The organism is Streptomyces sp. NPDC041135, from assembly GCF_055592085.1.
In genome coordinates this window covers 24,762-43,713 of record NZ_JBVIYZ010000019.1, presented here as the reverse complement: position 1 = coordinate 43,713, position 18,952 = coordinate 24,762, and the positions used below count along the sequence as shown (strand labels likewise).

The 18,952-nt window shown below is 72.5% G+C and carries 12 protein-coding genes; 4 read left to right on the top strand and 8 right to left on the bottom strand.

Annotated features, from left to right (window positions below):
• Positions 1-3: 3 nt before the first annotated feature.
• The 4 genes from uca to ACZ6CZ_RS29825 all read right to left on the bottom strand — a co-directional run bounded on the left by uca (position 4) and on the right by ACZ6CZ_RS29825 (position 7,008).
• Complete coding sequence (gene uca, locus ACZ6CZ_RS29840) at positions 4-3,597, bottom strand: urea carboxylase (protein WP_469027365.1); 3,594 nt, start codon at positions 3,595-3,597, stop codon at positions 4-6.
• On the bottom strand, positions 3,594-4,412 hold the full coding sequence (locus ACZ6CZ_RS29835; protein ID WP_469027362.1) for an urea amidolyase associated protein UAAP2: 819 nt from the start codon (positions 4,410-4,412) through the stop codon (positions 3,594-3,596). The genes uca and ACZ6CZ_RS29835 overlap by 4 nt, the downstream gene beginning before the upstream one ends.
• 1 nt (position 4,413) lies before the next feature.
• Positions 4,414-5,319, bottom strand: coding sequence for an urea amidolyase associated protein UAAP1 (locus ACZ6CZ_RS29830; RefSeq protein ID WP_469027360.1), 906 nt, complete (start codon positions 5,317-5,319; stop codon positions 4,414-4,416).
• 84 nt (positions 5,320-5,403) lie between these two features.
• Positions 5,404-7,008, bottom strand: a complete 1,605-nt coding sequence (locus tag ACZ6CZ_RS29825) for an amino acid permease (RefSeq protein ID WP_469027358.1) — start codon at positions 7,006-7,008, stop codon at positions 5,404-5,406.
• A 353-nt stretch (positions 7,009-7,361) separates the two neighbouring features.
• On the opposite strand from ACZ6CZ_RS29825, the gene ACZ6CZ_RS29820 reads away from it, so the two are divergent.
• Complete coding sequence (locus ACZ6CZ_RS29820) at positions 7,362-8,195, top strand: hypothetical protein (RefSeq protein ID WP_469027355.1); 834 nt, start codon at positions 7,362-7,364, stop codon at positions 8,193-8,195.
• Between the two features lie 271 nt (positions 8,196-8,466).
• On the opposite strand, the gene ACZ6CZ_RS29815 is transcribed toward ACZ6CZ_RS29820, so the two are convergent.
• Positions 8,467-9,042 (bottom strand): CGNR zinc finger domain-containing protein, encoded by a 576-nt coding sequence (locus ACZ6CZ_RS29815; protein ID WP_469027353.1) that lies wholly within the window; start codon positions 9,040-9,042, stop codon positions 8,467-8,469.
• Between the two features lie 115 nt (positions 9,043-9,157).
• Between ACZ6CZ_RS29815 and ACZ6CZ_RS29810 the strand changes: the two genes are divergently transcribed.
• Positions 9,158-10,348 carry an epoxide hydrolase family protein gene (locus ACZ6CZ_RS29810; protein WP_469027351.1) on the top strand — a complete coding sequence of 397 codons (1,191 nt, stop codon included), beginning with the start codon at positions 9,158-9,160 and terminating at the stop codon, positions 10,346-10,348.
• 492 nt (positions 10,349-10,840) lie between these two features.
• Here the strand turns inward: ACZ6CZ_RS29810 and ACZ6CZ_RS29805 are convergent, their stop codons facing one another.
• A complete protein-coding gene (locus ACZ6CZ_RS29805) occupies positions 10,841-13,633 on the bottom strand; it encodes a serine/threonine-protein kinase (RefSeq protein WP_469027348.1) in 2,793 nt (930 codons plus the stop codon).
• Positions 13,634-13,906: 273 nt separating this feature from the next.
• Here ACZ6CZ_RS29805 and ACZ6CZ_RS29800 point away from each other — a divergent pair, with 273 nt between their 5' ends.
• Positions 13,907-14,434: a DUF6584 family protein gene (locus ACZ6CZ_RS29800; protein ID WP_469027346.1), complete on the top strand. Its 528-nt coding sequence runs from the start codon at positions 13,907-13,909 to the stop codon at positions 14,432-14,434.
• Between the two features lie 90 nt (positions 14,435-14,524).
• Here the strand turns inward: ACZ6CZ_RS29800 and ACZ6CZ_RS29795 are convergent, their stop codons facing one another.
• Positions 14,525-15,265 carry an SDR family NAD(P)-dependent oxidoreductase gene (locus tag ACZ6CZ_RS29795; protein WP_469027345.1) on the bottom strand — a complete coding sequence of 247 codons (741 nt, stop codon included), beginning with the start codon at positions 15,263-15,265 and terminating at the stop codon, positions 14,525-14,527.
• A gap of 264 nt (positions 15,266-15,529) precedes the next feature.
• Between ACZ6CZ_RS29795 and ACZ6CZ_RS29790 the strand changes: the two genes are divergently transcribed.
• Positions 15,530-17,320 (top strand): adenylyl cyclase, encoded by a 1,791-nt coding sequence (locus ACZ6CZ_RS29790; RefSeq protein WP_469027342.1) that lies wholly within the window; start codon positions 15,530-15,532, stop codon positions 17,318-17,320.
• A gap of 77 nt (positions 17,321-17,397) precedes the next feature.
• On the opposite strand, the gene ACZ6CZ_RS29785 is transcribed toward ACZ6CZ_RS29790, so the two are convergent.
• Positions 17,398-18,918 carry an FG-GAP-like repeat-containing protein gene (locus ACZ6CZ_RS29785; protein ID WP_469027340.1) on the bottom strand — a complete coding sequence of 507 codons (1,521 nt, stop codon included), beginning with the start codon at positions 18,916-18,918 and terminating at the stop codon, positions 17,398-17,400.
• Positions 18,919-18,952: the final 34 nt, after the last annotated feature.

Here is an 18,952-nt window from a genome sequence, read left to right as displayed (position 1 = left end):
GGCTCATGCTCGCACCGCCGCGAGGATCTGGCCGGGCGCGACCTGTTCGCCGGGTTTGACGTAGATCTCCAGCAGGGTTCCGGCGGCGGGGGCGTACACCTTCGACTCCATCTTCATCGCCTCCAGGGAGAGGATCGGATCGCCGTCGGCCATGGTGGCGCCCGGTTCGGCGGTGAGCTGCCAGACGGTCGCGGTGAACGGCGCGGTGACCGGGACGGCGCCGTCGGGGACGGTGACGGCGGTGGGTGCGGCCGCGGGCGCCGGGTCGTCGTCGCGGTCGAACTCGCCCGCCGCCCGCCAGCGCTGCCTCTCGGCCTCGAAGGCGGCACTCTGCCGCTCCCGGAAGGCGGCGATCGAGTCGGCCTCGGCGGTCAGGAAGGCGTGATGCCCGGCGATCGAGAAGGTGCCCTCCTCGACCGGGAAGTCACCGCGGCCGGCATCGGTCTCGGCGCGCAGTTCGAGCAGTTCCTCCGCGGTGACGGGGTACCACTCGATGCGGTCGAAGAAGCGCAGCGCCCAGGGGGAGTCCTGGAACAGGCCGCCCCTGCGGAACCGGTTCCAGATCTGCACGGTGCGGCCCACCAGCTGGTATCCGCCGGGGCCCTCCATGCCGTAGACGCACAGGTAGGCGCCGCCGATGCCGACGGAGTTCTCCGCGGTCCAGGTGCGGGCGGGGTTGTACTTGGTGGTCACCAGGCGGTGGCGCGGGTCCAGGGGGGTGGCCACGGGAGCGCCGAGGTACACGTCGCCGAGTCCGAGTACCAGGTAGGAGGCGTCGAAGACGGTGCGGTGGACGTCGTCGGCGCTCTCCAGGCCGTTGACGCGGCGGATGAACTCGATGTTCGAGGGGCACCAGGGGGCGTCGTCGCGCACCCCGGCCATGTAGCGCTCGACGGCCAGCCGGGTCGCCGGATCGTCCCAGCTCAGCGGCAGCCGCACCGTGCGGGAGGGCACCACCAGCTCGTTGGTCGGCGGGACCTCCTCCTCCAGTGCGCGCAGCAGCGCGGTCAGATCCCGGGCGCGCAGCCGGCGGGGGTCGGTGTGGATCTGGAGGGACCGGATGCCCGGGGTGACGTCGACGACGCCGTCGGGCGCGTGCGCGGCCAGGGTCTCCTGCAAGGCGTGCACCCGCATGCGCAGGCCGAGGTCGAGCGCCATGGGGCCGTACTCGACCAGGACGTTGTCGTCTCCGTCGCGGCGGTAGGTGACGGCGGGCCGGGCGTCGGTGGCCTCCAGCCGGCCCAGCACCCCGTCGTCGCCGTCACCGCCCGCGCTGAGCAGCGCCGGGGCGGCGCGGTGGTCGTCGAGGCCGGCCGCGTCGGCCTCCTTGACCGGTACGAAGCGGAGGGTGTCGCCCGGCCGGAGCTGGCCGAGCTTCCACAGGTCGCCGCTGGCCACGACGGCGGGGCACACGAATCCGCCGAGGGACGGCCCGTCGGGGCCCAGGACGATCGGGGTGTCCCCGGTGAAGTCCAGCGCGCCCACCGCGTACGGGGTGTCGTGGATGTTGGAGGGGTGCAGTCCGGCCTCGCCGCCGTCCTGGCGGGCCCACCGGGGTTTCGGGCCGATCAGGCGGATGCCGGTGCGGGCCGAGTTGTGGTGCACCTGATAGTCGGTGGCGTAGAGGGTGTCGATGTCCTCGCGGGTGAAGAACTCCGGTGCCGCGTGCGGGCCTTCGGTGACCCCGATCCGCCAGTGCGAGACGATCGCCGGCCGTCGCCCGTGCGGGGTCGGGCGGCCGTCCGTGGCCGGGCCGGTGCCGGGCCGCAGGACGTCCCCCGCGCGCAGCGCCCGCCCGCCGTGGCCGCCGAAACCGCCGAGGGTGAACGTCGAGGCGCTGCCCAGGTACGCGGGTACGTCGATGCCGCCCCGCACGGCCACATAACTGCGCAGTCCGGGCCCCTGGCAGGCGCCGAGGACCAGGGTGGCGCCGGCCGGCACCGGCACCGGTTCCCACCGGGCCACCGGGGTGCCGTCCACCGTCACCGGGACGGGAGCGCCGGTGACGGCGACCACGGTGGCGTGCGAGAAGCGCAGGCTCAGGCCGCCGGCGGTGACCTCGAGGCCGGGCGCCGTCTCGGGGTTGCCGGCGGCGAGGTTGGCCTCGGCGAAGGAGACGGCGTCGAACGGCCCGCTCGGCGGCACGCCCACGTGCCAGTGGCCGAGCCGGCCGGGCAGGTCCTGCACGGTGGTCAGCGGGCCCGGCGCCAGCACGTCGATGCGCGGCTCGGGATCGGTGGCGGTGTCGAGCGTGCTGGTGCTGTGGACGGCCTCGCGCACCTCGCTCCGTGCGGTCAGTGCGCGCAGCAGGCCCAGGTTGGTGACGATGCCGTCCACCCGGCCGGCGTCCAGGGCGCGGCCCAGCAGATCGAACGCGGCGTCCCGGGTGGTTGCCTTCGCGATCACTTTGGCGAGCATGGGGTCGTAGTACGGGGAGATCTCCAGACCGGTCTCGGCGAAGCCGTCGACCCGGACGCCGGGCAGGGCGTCCGCACCCTCGCCGGGGAAGGCGGCCCGGGTGATCAGACCCGAGGAGGGCAGCGAGCCCTTGCCGGGGTCCTCGGCGTAGACGCGGGCCTCCACGGCGTACCCGGTGGGTGCCCACTCCCGCTCGAACACCGCGCCGTCGACCGCGCCGTCACGGGCCAGCAGCAGCATGAGTTCGACGAGGTCGACGCCGTAAGCCTCCTCGGTCACCGGGTGCTCCACCTGGAGGCGGGTGTTGACCTCCAGGAAGGCGGCCTCCTCGCGCACCGGGTCGTAGACGAACTCCACGGTGCCCGCGCCCCGGTAGCCGACGGAGGCGAGCAGCCGGCGTGAGGAGTCGTGCAGCAGGGCGCGCACCCGCTCGGGCAGCGCCGGCGCCGGGGCCTCCTCGATCACCTTCTGGTTGCGGCGCTGCAACGAGCAGTCGCGGTCGCCGAGGACGGCGATGCGGCCGGTGCCGTCGCCGAAGACCTGGACCTCGACATGGCGTGCGGGGCGCACCAGGCGCTCCAGGAACACTCCTCCGGAGCCGAAGTGGGACTCCGCGAGCGCCGCGACCCGTGCGAAGGCCTCGCGGACCTCGCCGGCCGTGGCGCAGGCCTGCATGCCGATGCCGCCTCCGCCGCCGGTGGCCTTGACCATCACCGGCAGCCCGATCGAAGCGGCGGCCGTGACGGCCTCCTCGGCGCTCGCCAGCAGCTCCGTCCCGGTCAGCAGCGGCACCCCGGCGGCCTTGGCCAGGGCGCGCGCGGTGTGCTTCTCGCCGAAGGCGGTGATCTGGTCGGCGGTCGGCCCGGCGAACCGGAGACCCGCCTCCTCCACGGCGCGGGCGAAGGCGGTGTTCTCGGAGAGGAAGCCGTATCCGGGGTGGACGATCCCGGCCCCGTGGGTGAGCGCGGCCTCGATGATCGCGTCGCCCCGCAGGTACGAGTCACGGGCGGGTGCCGGGCCGAGGTGGACCGCGTGGTCGGCCTCGCGGACGTGCGGAGCGGCCCGGTCGGCGTCGGAGAAGACGGCGACGGTGGCGAGCCCCATCCTCCTGGCGGTACGGATGACGCGGCGCGCTATCTCACCGCGGTTGGCGACGAGTACGGCGGTGGGACGGATCATGCGGCTCCCTCCGAGGGGGCGGTCACCTGTGCGGACCTCGGGTCGGCGGTGGCCGCTGCCGGGTCCACGACGAGCATCCGGAGCGGGGTCGGGTTGAAGTCGTTGCACGGGTTGTTCATCTGCGGGCAGTTGGACACCAGCACCAGGACGTCCGTCTCGGCGCGCACCGCGACCCGGCGGCCCGGCGCCGACATGCCGTCCACGATGCCCAGCGCGCCGTCCGCCTCGACGGGCACGTTCATGAACCAGTTGAGGTTGGAGACGAGGTCGCGCAGTCCGAGACCGCGCCGGCCGGCCTCGGCGAGGAAGTTCTCCCGGCAGCCGTGCTGGAACATCACGTGGTGGCCGTAGCGCAGGGTGTTGGACTCCTTGCCGCAGGCGCCGCCGATGGTGTCGTGGCGGTCGATCTCGTCGGCGACGACCGTCATCAGCGCCCGGCCCTCGTTGCTGCGCAGCACGGTGCCGGTCCGCACGTAGGCGTTGCCCTGCCAGGCCAGGGTGTCGGGGACGCTGTAGCGCTCCTCGGGGTCGTGGGCGTCGTAGAGCAGGCAGTCGGCCGACTGGTTGCCGCCGACGTCGACGATGGTCAGGACGTGCCCCCGGCGCACCACGGCCGACCAGGGCGCGTTGGGGGCCACCGTCTCGTCGAGGACGACGGTGCCCTCGACCAGACTCGCTCCGCGGTCCAGGCGGGTGCCCTCCGCGTACACCGCGCCGACGGGGACGGTGGAGGCGACGCCGCCGCCGGACACGGTCGGCCGGGCGACCGGTGGTGTGCTCTTGGTCGGCGTGGTCGCCGCGTCGGAACCGGCCATGTCAGAGCCCCCTGGCTTCGCAGTAGTCGACGGTGTTGAGGTACGCCCGGTGCAGCTCCGGCGTGGCGGTGAAGCGCGGTTCGCCGGGGCCGGTCGGGGCGCCGCGCCAGGCGTGCAGCCGCAGGGGGCCGACGACGTAGTCCGGGCGTGGGTCAAGCGGGTGGGCGACGTTGGCGATCAGCACCAGCAGGGGCATTTCCGCGACGAGTTCGACATGGGTGCCCGGTCCGGCGCTGCCCTGCCAGGCGAGGGTGCCGTCCGCCTCGACGCGCACGCCCTGGAAGAGGGACACGCCGGGTGGCAGGTCGCGCCGGCCCAGGCCGTGCTTGGCGGCCGCCTTGAGCAGCAGCGCACGGCCGGACGGTGAGGGGCCCTCGGGCCGGGCGTCACCGTACTTGCGCTCGTTCCAGGCGTCGGTGGTGGTCCCGCAGAAGGCGTCGTGCCGGCCGGAGGAGTCGGCGCTGACGACGGCCAGGACCCGGCCGTCACCGGAGAGCAGCGGATGGTTCTCGCCGAGGTAGGCCTGCCAGGGCACCTTCTGGGTGTCGGCGACGTTGAGCCGCTCGACCGGTTCCAGTGCGTTGTGGAGCAGCAGGTGGGCGCAGGCGTCACCGGTCGGGTCGTCGAGGCGCAGCCGGGTGCCGCGGGCGAGCACCTTGTGGCTGTAGCCGCCGGGCGCCACCGTCTCGGCCCACACCAGGGTGGCCGGATCGACCCCCGCGGGGCGGTGCGGGCTGTCGGACGCCGGAAGGTACGGCATCCACTCCCCCGACCTGCCGCCCTGGGCGCGGGCGTCGTACCGGGCGCCGCGGACAGTGTCGGTCGGACGCGGATCACGGGCGGGAACCCGCCCGGTGGGGGGCCGGTCGTGCGGCGTGCCGGCCGTCGTGGTGTCGGCGGTGGTCATGGATCGCCCTCGTCCCTTCGTCGGTGGGTGCTCGATGCCGCTGCTCGGTGGGTGGTCGGTGTCGCTGTTCACCTCGCCGGTGCCTCAGGCGGGTTCGGCGACGGCCGCGGCCTCGCGGGGTGGCTCGGTGTGCGTGTGCGGCACGTGCCGCAGCTCGATACGGCGGTGCAGCCTGCGGGCCAGGAAGTAGCCGGCACCGGCGGCGAGGCTGAGCCCGATGAACAGCAGGGCGCTCCAGCGCAGCCACCAGGTGCCGCCGGTGAGGTCGTAGATCTCCGCGCGCGGCCAGACGAGGTTCACCGTCATCCCGGCCTGGTAGAGCACCGCGACCGCGTTGACCGCCACTCCCCACCGGCCCAGCGAGAAGAGGGGCTGCCCGGTCTCGTCGACGCCTGCCGGGAGCTTCCCGGCGGCCCGCCACCGCAGCCGCCTGACCAGCAGCGGCACGGTCACGCCCAGGTAGGCGAGGTAGAGCAGGGCGATGCAGAGGCTGGAGAGCGCGGTGAAGATGGCCGACTGGCCGATGTTCACGAGGAGCGCGGCGGCGGCCCCGACGCCCACCACGATCGACGTGATGACCGGTGTGCCGGTGCGGGCCGAGACCTTCGCGAGGTGCCGGTGGAACGGCAGGGCGCCCTCGCGCGCCATGGAGTACATCATCCGGGCGCCGGAGGTCTGCACCGCCAGCGTGCAGGCGAACACCGCGACCGCCACGCAGCACAGCAGCAGCCGGCCCACGACCCCGCCGAGCCGGTCGGTGAGCACCCAGGACAGTCCGCCCGCGGCCAGCCTTCCGTCGGTCAGGCTGCCCGCAGCCATCAGCCCCGACAGGATCAGCACGGCCCCGCCGACGCCCGAGGTGATCAGCGCCCGCAGGATGGTCCGGGGAACGGTGCGGCGCGGGCTGTGGGTCTCCTCCGCCAGCTCGCCCGCCGAGTCGAAGCCGACCATGACGTACGCCGCCATCAGCGAGGAGGCGAGGAAGGCCCCGGCATAGCCGCTGTGTCCGGCCCAGCCGGTGTGGTGGAGCACCGCCTCCGGTCCCCGCTCGGGCAGGAAGAACAGCACCAGTACGAGTGCGATCACGCCGACGATCTCGATCGCGACACCGAAGCTGGTGGCGGCGGCCATCTGACGGATACCCAGGATGTTCACCACCGTGGTGACCACCAGCAGCAGGCAGCCCAGCAGGACCGCGTTGCGCGCACCGGTCACCGAGCCGACGGAAGGGTCGGCGCCCGGTCCCCCGGCGATCTGGAAGCCGGACCAGATGCCCGGCAGGACCGCCTGCGCGGCGATCGCGGCCGCCGCGACGGTGAGGATCTGCCCGATGACCATGATCCAGCCGACGAACCAGCCCGCCGTGGTACCGGCCAGCCGGCTCGACCACTGGTAGATCACCCCCGATATCGGCCAGCGCGCCGCGAGTTCGGCGAAACAGAGCGCCACCAGCAACTGACCCGCGAAGACCAGCGGCCAGGTCCAGAAGAACGACGCGCCGCCGAGCCCGAAGCCGAGCCCGAACAACTGGAAGACGGTGGTGAGGATCGACACGAAGGAGAAGCCCGCGGCGAAGGACGCGAAGCCGCCCACTCCGCGCCGCAGTTCCTGCTGGTAGCCGAGGGAAGCGGCCCTGGTCGTGGCGCCGCCGTGCTGACTCTGCCCTGGGGGGAGTTGGGGCCGGTTCATCACCGCACCTCCGATCGCGATCGACGGATACCTGTCGCTCGACAGGTATGGCGATCGTGGGCCGGACCGGTCTCACGCCCGGGTCGGGGGAGTTAACTTCGTGTATCCGCAAGCCCGAGGGAGGCCGCCTCCATGGTCAGGCGGCGATCTCGGCAGAACCACGCGTTCTGGATACGCGTGGTCTTCGCGGGGAACGCAGGGCGCGTCAGCCCCGCCGCCCTGTGGCCGCTTGCTGCCCGGGGAGACGGGCCGGTTCGTGTTTCAGCGCGGAGCAGCGTCGGGACCCTGGCGTGCGCGGGGGACGTACGAGGGCCCGGCCGCCCGCCGCACGCTGTCCGCTAGCATCCCTGCACATGACAAGGCGGAGGTGGCTGCTGGGTGCCGTGGCGGTCCTGACGGCACTCTGTGTCTCCGGTTCGGCACGCTCGGAGACCATCCGTACGGCGGCGGACCTCGGCCCACTCCCGGCCGACCGCTACGACTACACGCCGCGGGACTACCAGCGGTCGCAGCGGGCGTCGGCGTTGCTGGTCCGGACGTGCATGGCGGAGCGCGGCCACCCGGGCTTCCCGCTCGATCCCCGCTACCCCAGTGATCCCCTCGTCGCCACCATGGTCGGCACCGACTACGGGGTCCTGGATCTCGCCGCCGCTCGCCGCTGGGGGTATGGCTGGGACCCGGCGAAGTCCCCGGCTGTCCGGCCGAAGGGCCGCCGGATGACCGATGCCGAGTACGCGGACTTCCCCGCCTGCAACGCCGAGGCGGACCGGCGGCTGATGCGCGGCATCGACCTGAAGCGGGACTGGCTCTACGCCGGTTCACGGGCGCTCGAGGTCGACAAGGCGGTGAAGCGCGACCCGCGCGTCCGAGCGGCCTGGGCTGTGTGGTCGCGCTGCGTGGCGCGACAGGGACTCACGCGTTATCCCGATCCCGTCGCGGCGTACACGGACCCGGCCTGGCACCGCGGCGGTGACGGCAACACCCGGCATACGAAGCGGGAGCGGGCCACCGCCGTCGCGGACGTCACGTGCAAGCGCCGCCACCACACGGCCGAACTCTGGCACGCGGTGCGGGCGCAGAAGCAGGCCACGGACATCACACGGCACCGCGACCGCTACGCCGCTGGACTGCACGCGTTGCGGACGTACCGGGCCACCGTCGCCGAGGTGCTGCGCACGTATGGGTAGCGGGGCGCCGGCGCGTCACCGTGCGGCGGACGGCGAGGAACGCCGCGAGCGATCAAGCACCGGCTGGTGACGTCCCCTGCCTCAGCGACCTCGACGCTCCTGCGCCGCGTTGATGGCGGCGCGACGTCGAAGCCAGGTCGGATCCGCGGCGTCGGCCGTGGTCGCCGTCGACGGTGGCCCCGACAGGGGCTGCCCGTCCGGGCCCCAGACTGCGGCAGCCGGCAGGGCTGCGCCGCGAGACCCTTACTCGGCGCCGTCTCCGAGGTGACGGTCACTCAGACCAGTCGTTGTTTCTGCGCCGGTTGGCGTTGAAGCGCGCCTTCTTCTGCCGATTGCCGCATGTGTTCATGTCACACCACTTGCGGGTGCGACTCTGACTGGTGTCGAGGAAGGCGGCTCGGCAGGTCGGTGACGCGCACAGGGCCAGCCTTCCGTCTCGTTCGCCCGCGACGACGCCGATCGCGTCGGCGGCGATCACGCCGAGGGCGTCCTCCACACGGGAAGCCGGGCCGAGCCACCATCGCCGCTCGCCCTCGGGCGTCAGGATCGCCGCGGCCCGGCCCTCGGTGCTGCGGTCGTTGATGACCTGAACAGCGGGCGCGGGGAGGGCTTCCTGCATCGCGGCCGCCGTCGCGGCGGCGTGGATCGACTCCCTCAGGTCCCGGGCGAGACCGAGCTGAGCGGGGGTGCAGGAGTCCACGGCGAGCCCGTGCACTGCGAGCCAGTCGAGGAGTCGCCGCGGCGTGGGGATGCGTTCAACGGCGGTGCCGTAACGCTCCGACAGGGTCCCCGTGAAGCTGGTCGCCAGCACATTGCCGAGGCGGAAGGCAGGGAACTCAGCGTGCATGGAACCACCTTAGCCGGTTGCAGTGCGGCTCAAGGAACTGCTAGAACCGTCTAAGCCGGTTCGCGATGACGCACTCGTATGGCCCGCGGCCGGTCCACGACGGCCAGGAGGTCTCATGCTCCGCCCGACCAGCGACGTAGAAGCCTTTGCAGCCCACGCGACCGACGCCGACCTCGACGATCTGCGCGCACGACTGGCCGCGGCGCGGCTACCGGAGCCCGAGACGGTCCATCGCTCCGCACCCGGCCCACGCCGATGGGCGCAGGGCGTTCCCCTCGCCGACCTCGTCGATGTCGTGAACCACTGGCGCACCGGCTACGACTGGCGGTCGTTCGAGGAACGCCTCGACCGCATCGGCCAGTTCCGCACGACCATCGATGATCTGGGGATCCACTTCCTGCACCGGCGATCCGCGCGCGCGGATGCCACTCCGCTGATCGTGACGCACGGCTGGCCGGGCAGCATCGCGGAGTTCATCGACGTGGTGGACGAGTTGGCGGACCCGGCGGAGGCGGACGCGCCGGCGTTCCACGTCGTGGTCCCGTCGCTGCCGGGCTTCGGTCACAGCGACAAGCCGGCCACCACCGGGTGGGACACCGAGAAGATCGCGGCCGCATGGGTGGAACTGATGGGAAGGCTCGGCTACAGCAGGTTCGCGGCGCACGGCGGGGACTGGGGAGGCGTCGTCACCACGGTCCTCGGCGGCAGGTTCCCGGAGCACGTTCTCGGCATCCACACCACGCTCGCGCAGGCGCCGCCCGGCTTGACGACGGACGGGCTGACGGCGCTCGAACGGGAGTGGACGGAGGAAACCCGTGACTTCCGCCGCCACCGCGCGGCGTACGCGACGCAGCAGGCCACCCGGCCGCAGACCATCGGCTACTCGCTCGTCGACTCCCCGGTCGGGCTTCTCGCCTGGATGCTCGACAAGTTCGCCGAGTGGTCGGACACCGAGGACAGCCCGTTCGAGACGATGTCCAGAGACCGCGTGCTCGACGACGTCACCCTGTACTGGCTGACGCGAACCGGCGCGTCGGCGGCCCGCATCTACTACGAGAGCCACAACTCCCTGGACCCGGAACTCCGGGTCGGCGTCCCGTCGGCGATCACGGTGTATCCGCGTGACATCGAGAAGTGCCCGCGCCCCTGGGCACAGGAACGGTACCGGCGGATCGTCCGCTGGACGGCTCCCGAACGCGGGGGACACTTCCCGTCGCTGGAGGTCCCCGAGTACTTCGTCGAGGACCTGCGAGAGGGCCTCGCGGCAGTGCTGGCCGCCTCCGCCGCTGATCGGGACGGATCGTAGATCATGCCCAGCGGCATCCGAACGCCGGCCAACCCGGTCACGCCGCTGCCCGAGGCACAGGCAGCCAGCCCGGTCGCCTCCATCAGCCGCATGCCGAACCGCTCTTGTCTCCTCGATCGGAACGCCGCTCTCAGTACAGCCCTGTGTTTCCTGCCGGCAGGAAACACAGGGCTGACTCTGGAGGCCGAGAGCAGCGGCTGATCCGCCGGTTGCCGTTCCCGTCCCCGGCTGTGCCTGCGCAGGCGACACCGACCACGGCCGCTGCCGCGCCGGTGGCCAAGACGCCGGTGGCGGACCGTAGGTGCAGGTGGCGGTGCGCTTGCCGGTGTGCCCGAGGGTTCGCGGACGAAACCGGTGGCGGCACCGGGCACGCCCTGGCCGGTGATACCGGTGGCGGCGTTGGTGAAGCCGGTCGCCGAGCTGTGTGCGCGGTACTGTGCACACACCGTCGAGACACCGGGTCACCACGTGGCTTGCCACGGGCCCGGGTTCTCACTGTGCTCCGCTCGACCTCACCACGGCCAGCAGGGTACGGGCGTCGCGAACGGTGGGGTGTCCGTCACCGAGGTGCGCGGCAGCTTCCCGTACGACCTGCTCGGCGTGTGCCACTCCGCCGGGCCGGTCGAAGCCGAGCATGGCGTGCGAGACCCGAAGTCGTAGCGTCAGCGGGTGAGTTGCGCCGAGGCGGGCACGCGCCTCCTCCAGGAACACGCCGCACTCGCGGCGCGTCCGCGTCATCGGTCTGCCGTCCCCCTCCCCCTCCCAGGCACGGATGCGGGCTTCGAGGTCGGCGGCGGCGCGGGCGGGTGTCGCGTCGCCGGACGGTGCGGCGCGCCGCCCACCGTCTTCCCGTCTGCCCCCGGCGGCAGTGGCTGGGACATCACCGGTCGGCAGCGGGCGCGTCGCGGCCGGGCCGGGATCCGCCGAATCGCCTTCGCTGGTGCGGGTGAGTGTTTCGTAGTAGCGGGTCGCGGGCATCGTGGCGTGCGCGGCGACGAGGTTCTGGGCCTCTTCGGAGAGCGGGAGTGGACCGACATCGCCGTTCGCCGCCCCGGGCACCAGGGCTTCGGCCACCTCGCCGGGCGTCGGCCGCCGAGCCGGGTCCAGGAGCAGACACGAGCGCACCACGTCGTGCAGCGCGGCCGGCAGTCCCCGCAGGTCGGGGCTGCCGGCCCGGATGTTGGCGACCACGGTCGCCGTGTCGCTGCCCCAGGGGCTGCGTCCGAGGGCCAGCCGGGCCAGGACCGTGCCGAGGGAGAACACGTCGCTGGCCGGAGTGAAGACCGGCTGCTCGCGCAACTGCTCCGGAGAGGCGTAGGCGTAGGTTCCGGCGAACCCGCGGCGCGGTTCGGTGAGCCGCTCGATCTGGGCGATGCCGAAGTCGATGACGCGCGGGCCGTCCGCGGTGAGCAGGACGTTGCCCGGTTTGAGGTCGAGGTGGACGATGCCCTGCGCGTGTATCGCGGTCAGCGCGACCGCTATGCCGGCTCCCAGGCCGCGTACGGTCGGCTCGTCCAGTCCGCCGCAGCGGTCGAGGAGTTCCTGCAGCGACGGGGCGGCCACGTACGGCACCGCCATCCACGGTGTGTCACTGCCGGGGTCGGCGGCGATCACCGGCACGGTGAAGCGTCCGCTGACCCGCCGCGCCGCCTGGACCTCGTGCGCGAAACCCTCCTTGATCGAGGGGACGCGCGCGTACTGCGTGTGCAGGGTCTTCACCGCGACCATCAGCCCGTCGGGGTCCTGGCAGAGGTAGACGTGGCCGAACCCGCCCTGCCCCACGCGCTGGAGCACCTCGTACGTGCCGAACGCCGGCGGTGCGTCGGCATCCGCGTCCTCGGCGGGCCGCGCACGGCCCACCTCGCGCCACTGCCCGAGCGCCTTGGCCGCCGGATGGAAGGGCACCCCGCCGGCCACCGGCCGGGCGGCCGCCTGCTGTCCTCCGCCCGGCTCCTCCGGTACGACGACGACCGGCGCGTACACCGGTTCGGCGCCGCTGAAGGCGTAGGCCTCGACCTGGACGTTCTTGGAGTCCATGCACGACACGTAGACACCGAGCAGGCCCAGTCGCGCGCACAGTCGCGCTTCAGCGGTCGTGGGGCGCCTGTCCTCGCGGGCGAAGTAGAGGGCCATCGCTTCGTACCGTTGCCCGGCCAGGGTGCGTATCGCGGCCGACCACTGTTCCACGGTCACGTCGGCGGGCACGTGGTCGTCCGTGCCGTCGAGGACGGCCGCGACGCAGGTGGCGTGCGAGGCTTCCGGCCGACGGGCCAGCACGCCGCACGCGCTCCCGGGCGCGCTCTGCACCTCCTGTCCCAGCAAGGTTCCGGTTCGCTGCCCGATGCGGAAGGTGACACGCCCGGCGGTGCGGGCCAGCTCGTCCCGCTGACCGCGGAGGACCTCGTACTCGCGCGTGCCCGGCCCCCGCCCCTGCGGTTCCATGCAGGCGAGGACCGCGTCGAAGCAGTCGACCGCCTCCGCGTGGTCCCCCGCGTTCACGGCGGCCTTGGCCTGCGCGACGCGTGCGGAGAGCGTCTGTGAACTCGCCTGTCCGTAGAGCTGTTCGGACTGGTCCGCTATCTGCCCGTACAGGCGCCCGGCCCGGCGGAAGTCACCGGACGCCTCCACTTCCGCCGCCGCCGCGATGAGGTTCTGCAGCCCGTCGTGACCGCCCTCGTTGCCGAACGGCAGGTTGCCGGCGAGTTCCGCATACCGCTGGCGGGCGATTCCGGTCAGCTCGTGCGTCGGCCCGAGCTCCTGCTGCGCGCTGCGCAGCATCTCGGCGAACGTACGCAGCGCGGCCGCGGTGTCACCGGCTTGCCGCTGCCAGTGGCCGACCTCGCACATCAGGGACAACGCCGTCTCGGGACGGCCCTGTTGTACGGCGATCCGTCGCATGATCTCGTAACGCTGGACCGCCTCCTGGAACCGGCCCGCCCTGCCGTACCAGTGCGCCAGCTGGTGCCGGGCCAGTTCGGAGTCCGGGTGGTGAGGCCCCTGGAGCCTCTCCCGGTCCGCGAGCAGCCGGGCGAACAGCTCAAGGGCCTCCTCCGGACGGCCCGACTCGCCCGTCCAGTGCGCCAGTTGATGGCGTGCCGCCAGTGTCTCGACGGCCTCCGGCCCGAAGTCGCGTACGGCTTCGGCGACCGCGGCCTCGTACCGGCGCGCGGCCTCGGCGGCGTCCCCCCGCCGCCCCGCCTGCTCGGCCGCCGCGCTGTCGGCCGGTGGCTGCGGAGGCCGCCCGGGAGGTGAGGCCTCCTTCGCCTTGCGCCTGCCCCACTTCACCAAGAGAGCCCCCCAGGGTCGGAGTGCGGACCCGCGCCGCCACACGGACGTCCGCGCCGCTTCAAGCTACCGAACCCATGGTGCGAAGTGGCCGGTTCCGAAAACTCCCTCCGGGCCATGCCGCCCTACTCGTGCCGTATTCCGTCTGCCAACCGCTCGCCGGGATCGGCACCACGGCTCGGCAGCCGGCGTTCTGACCCTGCTCAACACCGGGCCCGGCACCGACACCTGCCAGGTCGACGTACTTCGGTGCCGTGCTGGATCATGAGGTGCATGCCCCTGAACGAGACCCTCGCCCGAATCGACGCAGACCTGGCCGCCGGCCGGATTCCCGTCGCGCGCCAGCGCCTGCGCGGTCTCATCGCGTCGTTCCCGCACGACCTGACGCTCCGCCGTCGTCTGGCCGAGGTGTACCGGCTCTACGGCGACGCCGCCGAGGCTGGACGCTGGATGTACCTCGAAGAGGACCGGAACGCCGGGGAGACCGCCGCCTTCGAAGCACGGTACGCGTCTCCTGGGTGGCGGATGAAGGCCCTCGCCTGGCACGGCCCCGAGGCGGAGGCCGCCACCACGTTCGCGAAGGGGCAACTGATCGCGGTGCGGACCGCCTGCGCCGAGGCCTCGGGACATGCCGTCGACTGGAACGATCCCGCCTCCTACCAGGAAGGCCTGCGAAGGGGACACGGGACACCTTCCGCGCCGTGGACGGTCAGCGGCGTGCTGGCGGGCGCCGGCTGCACAGTGGTGGCCTGCGTGATCCTCGCGATCTGGGTGAACGGACTCGTTGCCCTCTTCGGCTGACCCAGGTCACCGCGGGCCTGCGAGGAGCGCCGCTCGCGGTCCGGAAGGCCGTTCCCGAAGGAGCCGGACCGGCGTGGCGGACGGACTTCCTCAGGCGGTGTAACCGCCGTCCACGGCGATGGCGGTTCCGGTGATGTACCGGCCGGCCGGCCCCGCCAGGTAGGCCACGGCCGCGGCGACGTCCTCGGCCTCGCCGTAGCGGCCCAGGGCGGTGAGGGAGGCCTGCCACTCGGCGGAGTCACCGTCGGCCGGGTTCATGTCGGTGTCGATCGGCCCCGGGTCCACGACGGTGGCGGTGATCCCGCGTGGCCCCAGCTCTCTGGCGAGTCCCCTCGTCAGGCCGACCAGCGCGGTCTTGGCCATCGCCTGGAGCACGAAGTTCCCCGCTGGAACGCGCCCGTTGAAGCACGAGCCGATGCTGATGATCCGCCCTCCGTCGCCCATGTGACGGGCGGCGGCCTGGGCGGCCAGGAACGCCGACCGGACGTCCACGGCAAGCACCCGGTCCAGGTCCTCGGTGGTCACCTCGTCCAGCGGGCCGTAGGCGAGGAAGCCCGCGTTGTTCACCAGGATGTCGATGCCGCCCAGCTCCCGCACCGTCTGCTCCACGGCCTCGGCCGCGTCGTCCGGCCGCGTCAGGTCGGCCCGCACGACCGTGGCCGAGCCGCCATTGGCCTCGATCAGCCCGGCGACCGCACGAGCCCGGTCCTCCGCCTGCACGTAGGTCAGCGCGACCGCCGCTCCCGCCTCGGCCAGCCGCTTCGCCACCGCCGCACCGATACCGCGGCTGCCACCGGTCACCAGCGCCACTTTGCCGGTCAGGTCACTCATGGTGCTTCCTCCGTGGACGGCTCGATCGTGCGTCTGCCGTCACGCTAGAACCTGACACGGGTGTGAGGTTCAAGTCCCGCCTCCGAGAGGCGCAACTCAGCCCGGGAACGACCGTATTGAGCCGCGCACGCTTGTTGACGCTGCTCTGCGGCGGTGATTCACTTCGTCCCTGAGAGCGCTCTCAGTCGGTTGAGGACCAGCCGCGATCCCCTTTGCCCACCATGATCAGGGAGAGCCGTGTCCGTGATTCCCACTCGCCGTGCCATGCTCCGTGGAGCGGCGGCCGTCGCCGCCGCGGTGCCGCTGGCCGGCGGCCTCTCCGCAGGAACCGCCTCCGCGTCGTCGCCCGCACCCGCGGGGCACCCGGGCGGCCACCGGACGGCCGGCCTGGGGCCGAACGTCCTGCTCTTCAACCCCTCGATGGGCGATGCCGCGATCCAGAAGCAACTGGACGCCGTCTTCGCGATCCAGGAGTCCAACCAGTTCGGCACCGAGCGGTACGCCCTGGCGTTCGAGCCGGGCACCTACAACGTCGACGTCAACGTCGGCTTCTACACGCACGTGCTCGGGCTCGGCGACAGCCCCGAGGACGTCGTGATCAACGGGCATGTCACCGTCGACGCCCAGTGGTTCGACGGCAACGGCACACAGGACTTCTGGCGGTCCGCCGAGAACCTCACCATCGTGCCGCCGGACGGGCTCGAGCGCTGGGCCGTCGCCCAGGCCGCACCGATGCGGCGCGTCCACGTCAAGGGCAACATGAACCTGATGCCGAGCCCGCCCGGCAACGGCTGGTCCAGCGGCGGGTTCCTGGCCGACAGCGTGGTGGACGGCGACATCAACTCCGGTTCGCAGCAGCAGTGGCTGTCCCGCAACGACACCATCGGCAGCTGGACCGGCGCCAACTGGAACATGGTCTTCGTCGGCGTCGAGGGCGCGCCCGCGACGTCCTTCCCGAAGCCGCCGTACACCACCGTGGACCGCACTCCGGTGGTGCGCGAGAAGCCGTTCCTGACCGTGGACCGCCACGGCGCGTACAGCGTCTTCGTCCCCGCGCTGCGCCGCGACAGCACCGGCACGTCCTGGGCGAACGGGCGGGCCGCAGGCCACAGCATCCCGCTGTCGCGGTTCCACGTCGCGCACCCGGGCGAGTCGGCCGCCAGCATCAACCTGGCGCTCGCCCTCGGCAAGCACCTGCTGCTGACCCCGGGCATCTACCCGCTGTCCGCCCCGCTGCGGGTGTCCCGCCCCGGCACCGTCGTCCTGGGCCTGGGCCTGGCCACCCTCCAGGCGGTCCGGGGCAACGCGCTGATCGAGGTCGCCGACGTCGACGACGTCTCGGTGGCCGGCGTGATCCTGGAGGCCGCCTCGGCCCACTCCCCCGTCCTGCTGCGTGTCGGCGACGGCCACAGCCGGCGCAGCCATGCCGCCCGGCCCACCGCCCTGTTCGACATCTTCCCGCGCATCGGCGGCGCGGTGCCCGGCGGCACCGACGTCAGCGTCCAGATCGACAGCAACGACGTGATCGTCGACCACGTGTGGGCCTGGCGGGCCGACCACGGCCTGGACGGCTCGGTCGGCTGGTCCGTCAACCCGGCCGGCACCGGCTTCCTCGTCAACGGCGACCGGGTCACCGCGTACGGCCTGTTCGTGGAGCACCACCAGAAGTACGAGGTGCTCTGGAACGGCAACCACGGCCGTACGTACTTCTTCCAGAACGAGCATCCCTACGACGTCCCCACGCAGTCCGCCTGGCGGCACGGCAGCACCAACGGCTACGCCGCCTACAAGGTCGGCGACCAGGTGAGCGACCACCACGCCTGGGGCCTGGGAAGCTACTGCTTCTTCAACCTCAACGCGGACATCTACACCGACCGCGCCTACGAGGTTCCCGACACCCCCGGCGTCGTCCTCACCTCACTGATGACGGTCTGCCTCAACGGCGCGGGCGGAGGCGGCATCCTGCACTGCGTCAACGGCGCCGGTGACCCCGTCCAGAACGGCTTCGGCGTCTTCAACATGAGGTCGTACGCGAACGGCGTCGGCACGCCCTGACCTCGTCCCACCCCTGACCGGGCTGCTCCCCTCCCCGAGCAGCCCGGTCGGCGCGTCGTCCTGGGACGCGGTCGGCGTCAGTCGGCCACCGAGGCGCCGAACAGGGCCCCGGTCGCGGGCAGGCCCATGGTGGACGGGCCGAACGAGCGGGAACCGCTCGCGGTGATGCCGCCGGAGGTGGCCGAGAAGACCCACGCGGAACCGGCGTTCGCGTTCTCCGCCGAGTCCCCTACGACCAGGCCGTTCCTCTTGTCCCCGTCGGCGTCGACGAGGGCGGTCTCACTGCCGAAACGGTCCAGCTTCTCGGCGGTGCCGGGCACCCCGGCGGTGTTCTGGCTGAACGACTTGATGCCGGCGGTGGTCAGACCCTTCGCGCTGCCGCGCAGCACGAGCACGGTGCCGGCATCGGTGAGGCCGTCGAAGTCCTCGCCGGGCAGGCCGGTCACCACGTCCGGGTAACCGTCGCCGTCGGTGTCGGCGATGGACAGGCCCGAGCCCATCCCGTCCCGCCCCTCCCCCACACCCGGCACGCCCGCGGTGTCCTGGTTGATCCACACCGGCTTGCGGGTGGTGGACACGCCGTTCGGGCCGCCGTGGACGACGGCGATCGCACCGCCCTTGACCGGGAGGTCGAGGTCGTAGTCGGTGCCGTCGACGGAATGACCGACGACGATGTCGGCGTGACCGTCCTTGTCGAGGTCGCCGATCGCGACGTCGTCACCCCGGATGAGCCGGCCGTTCGCGTCCTTGAGGAGGCCCTTGTTCGTGAACCCGGTGGGACCGCCCACCAGCAGGGCGACCCCGCCGGTGCCTACCTCCCCGTCCTGCTGCCTGGCGCTGACCGCCAGGTCGGCGATGCCGTCGCCGGTCACGTCACCGGCGGCGATCGCGAGGGCGTAGGACTCCCAGGCGGGGACGAAGGTGAAGCGGGTCACCCCCACGCCGGCGCCGTCCCGCTGGAACGGTCCGTGCAGCACCGAGCCGTCGCCCGGCGTGTTCTCGTCGCCGTACCCGTCGCCCGACACCGCCACGTCCGGGTTCTTGTCCCCGTCGACGTCGGCGACCACGAACGCGCCGCGGGAGTTCGCCGGCACGTTCCTCAGCAGGACCGGCGTGGCGGACAGCCCCTTGGGGCCGCCCCAGCTCACGGCGAGGAACCGTCCTTCGTAACCGCTGATCGGTGACATGTCGACGAGCGACAGCAGGTCGGCGTAGCCGTCCCGGTCGAGGTCACCGCTCTGCAGGTCACTGCCATAGCGCGTCTGCGGCTGCGCCGACGAGCGGCTCGCCCAGGTCAGCACCTGCTTGCGCAAGGTCGACAGCCCGCTGGAGGAGCCGTACAGCACGCTGACGGCCCCCGCCTCGGCCTGGCCGTTCACCGTGGTGCCCGGCGCGCCGATCGCCAGGTCGGGATAGCCGTCGCCGTTGAAGTCGTCGTGCAGGCGCTTGGGGCTGGGCGTGGTGGCGGTCGTGGCGGTGGTCGTCGTGGCCGGGGTGGCGGCGTGGCCGACCGGGGCCAGCACGGCGCCGCTGACCAGGGCGACTCCGGTGGCGATGACGAGCCGGACGCGGCGCTGGGGAAGGGAGCGAGAAGCCATGGTTGTCCTGATCTAGGTGGAGAAGACGGCGCGT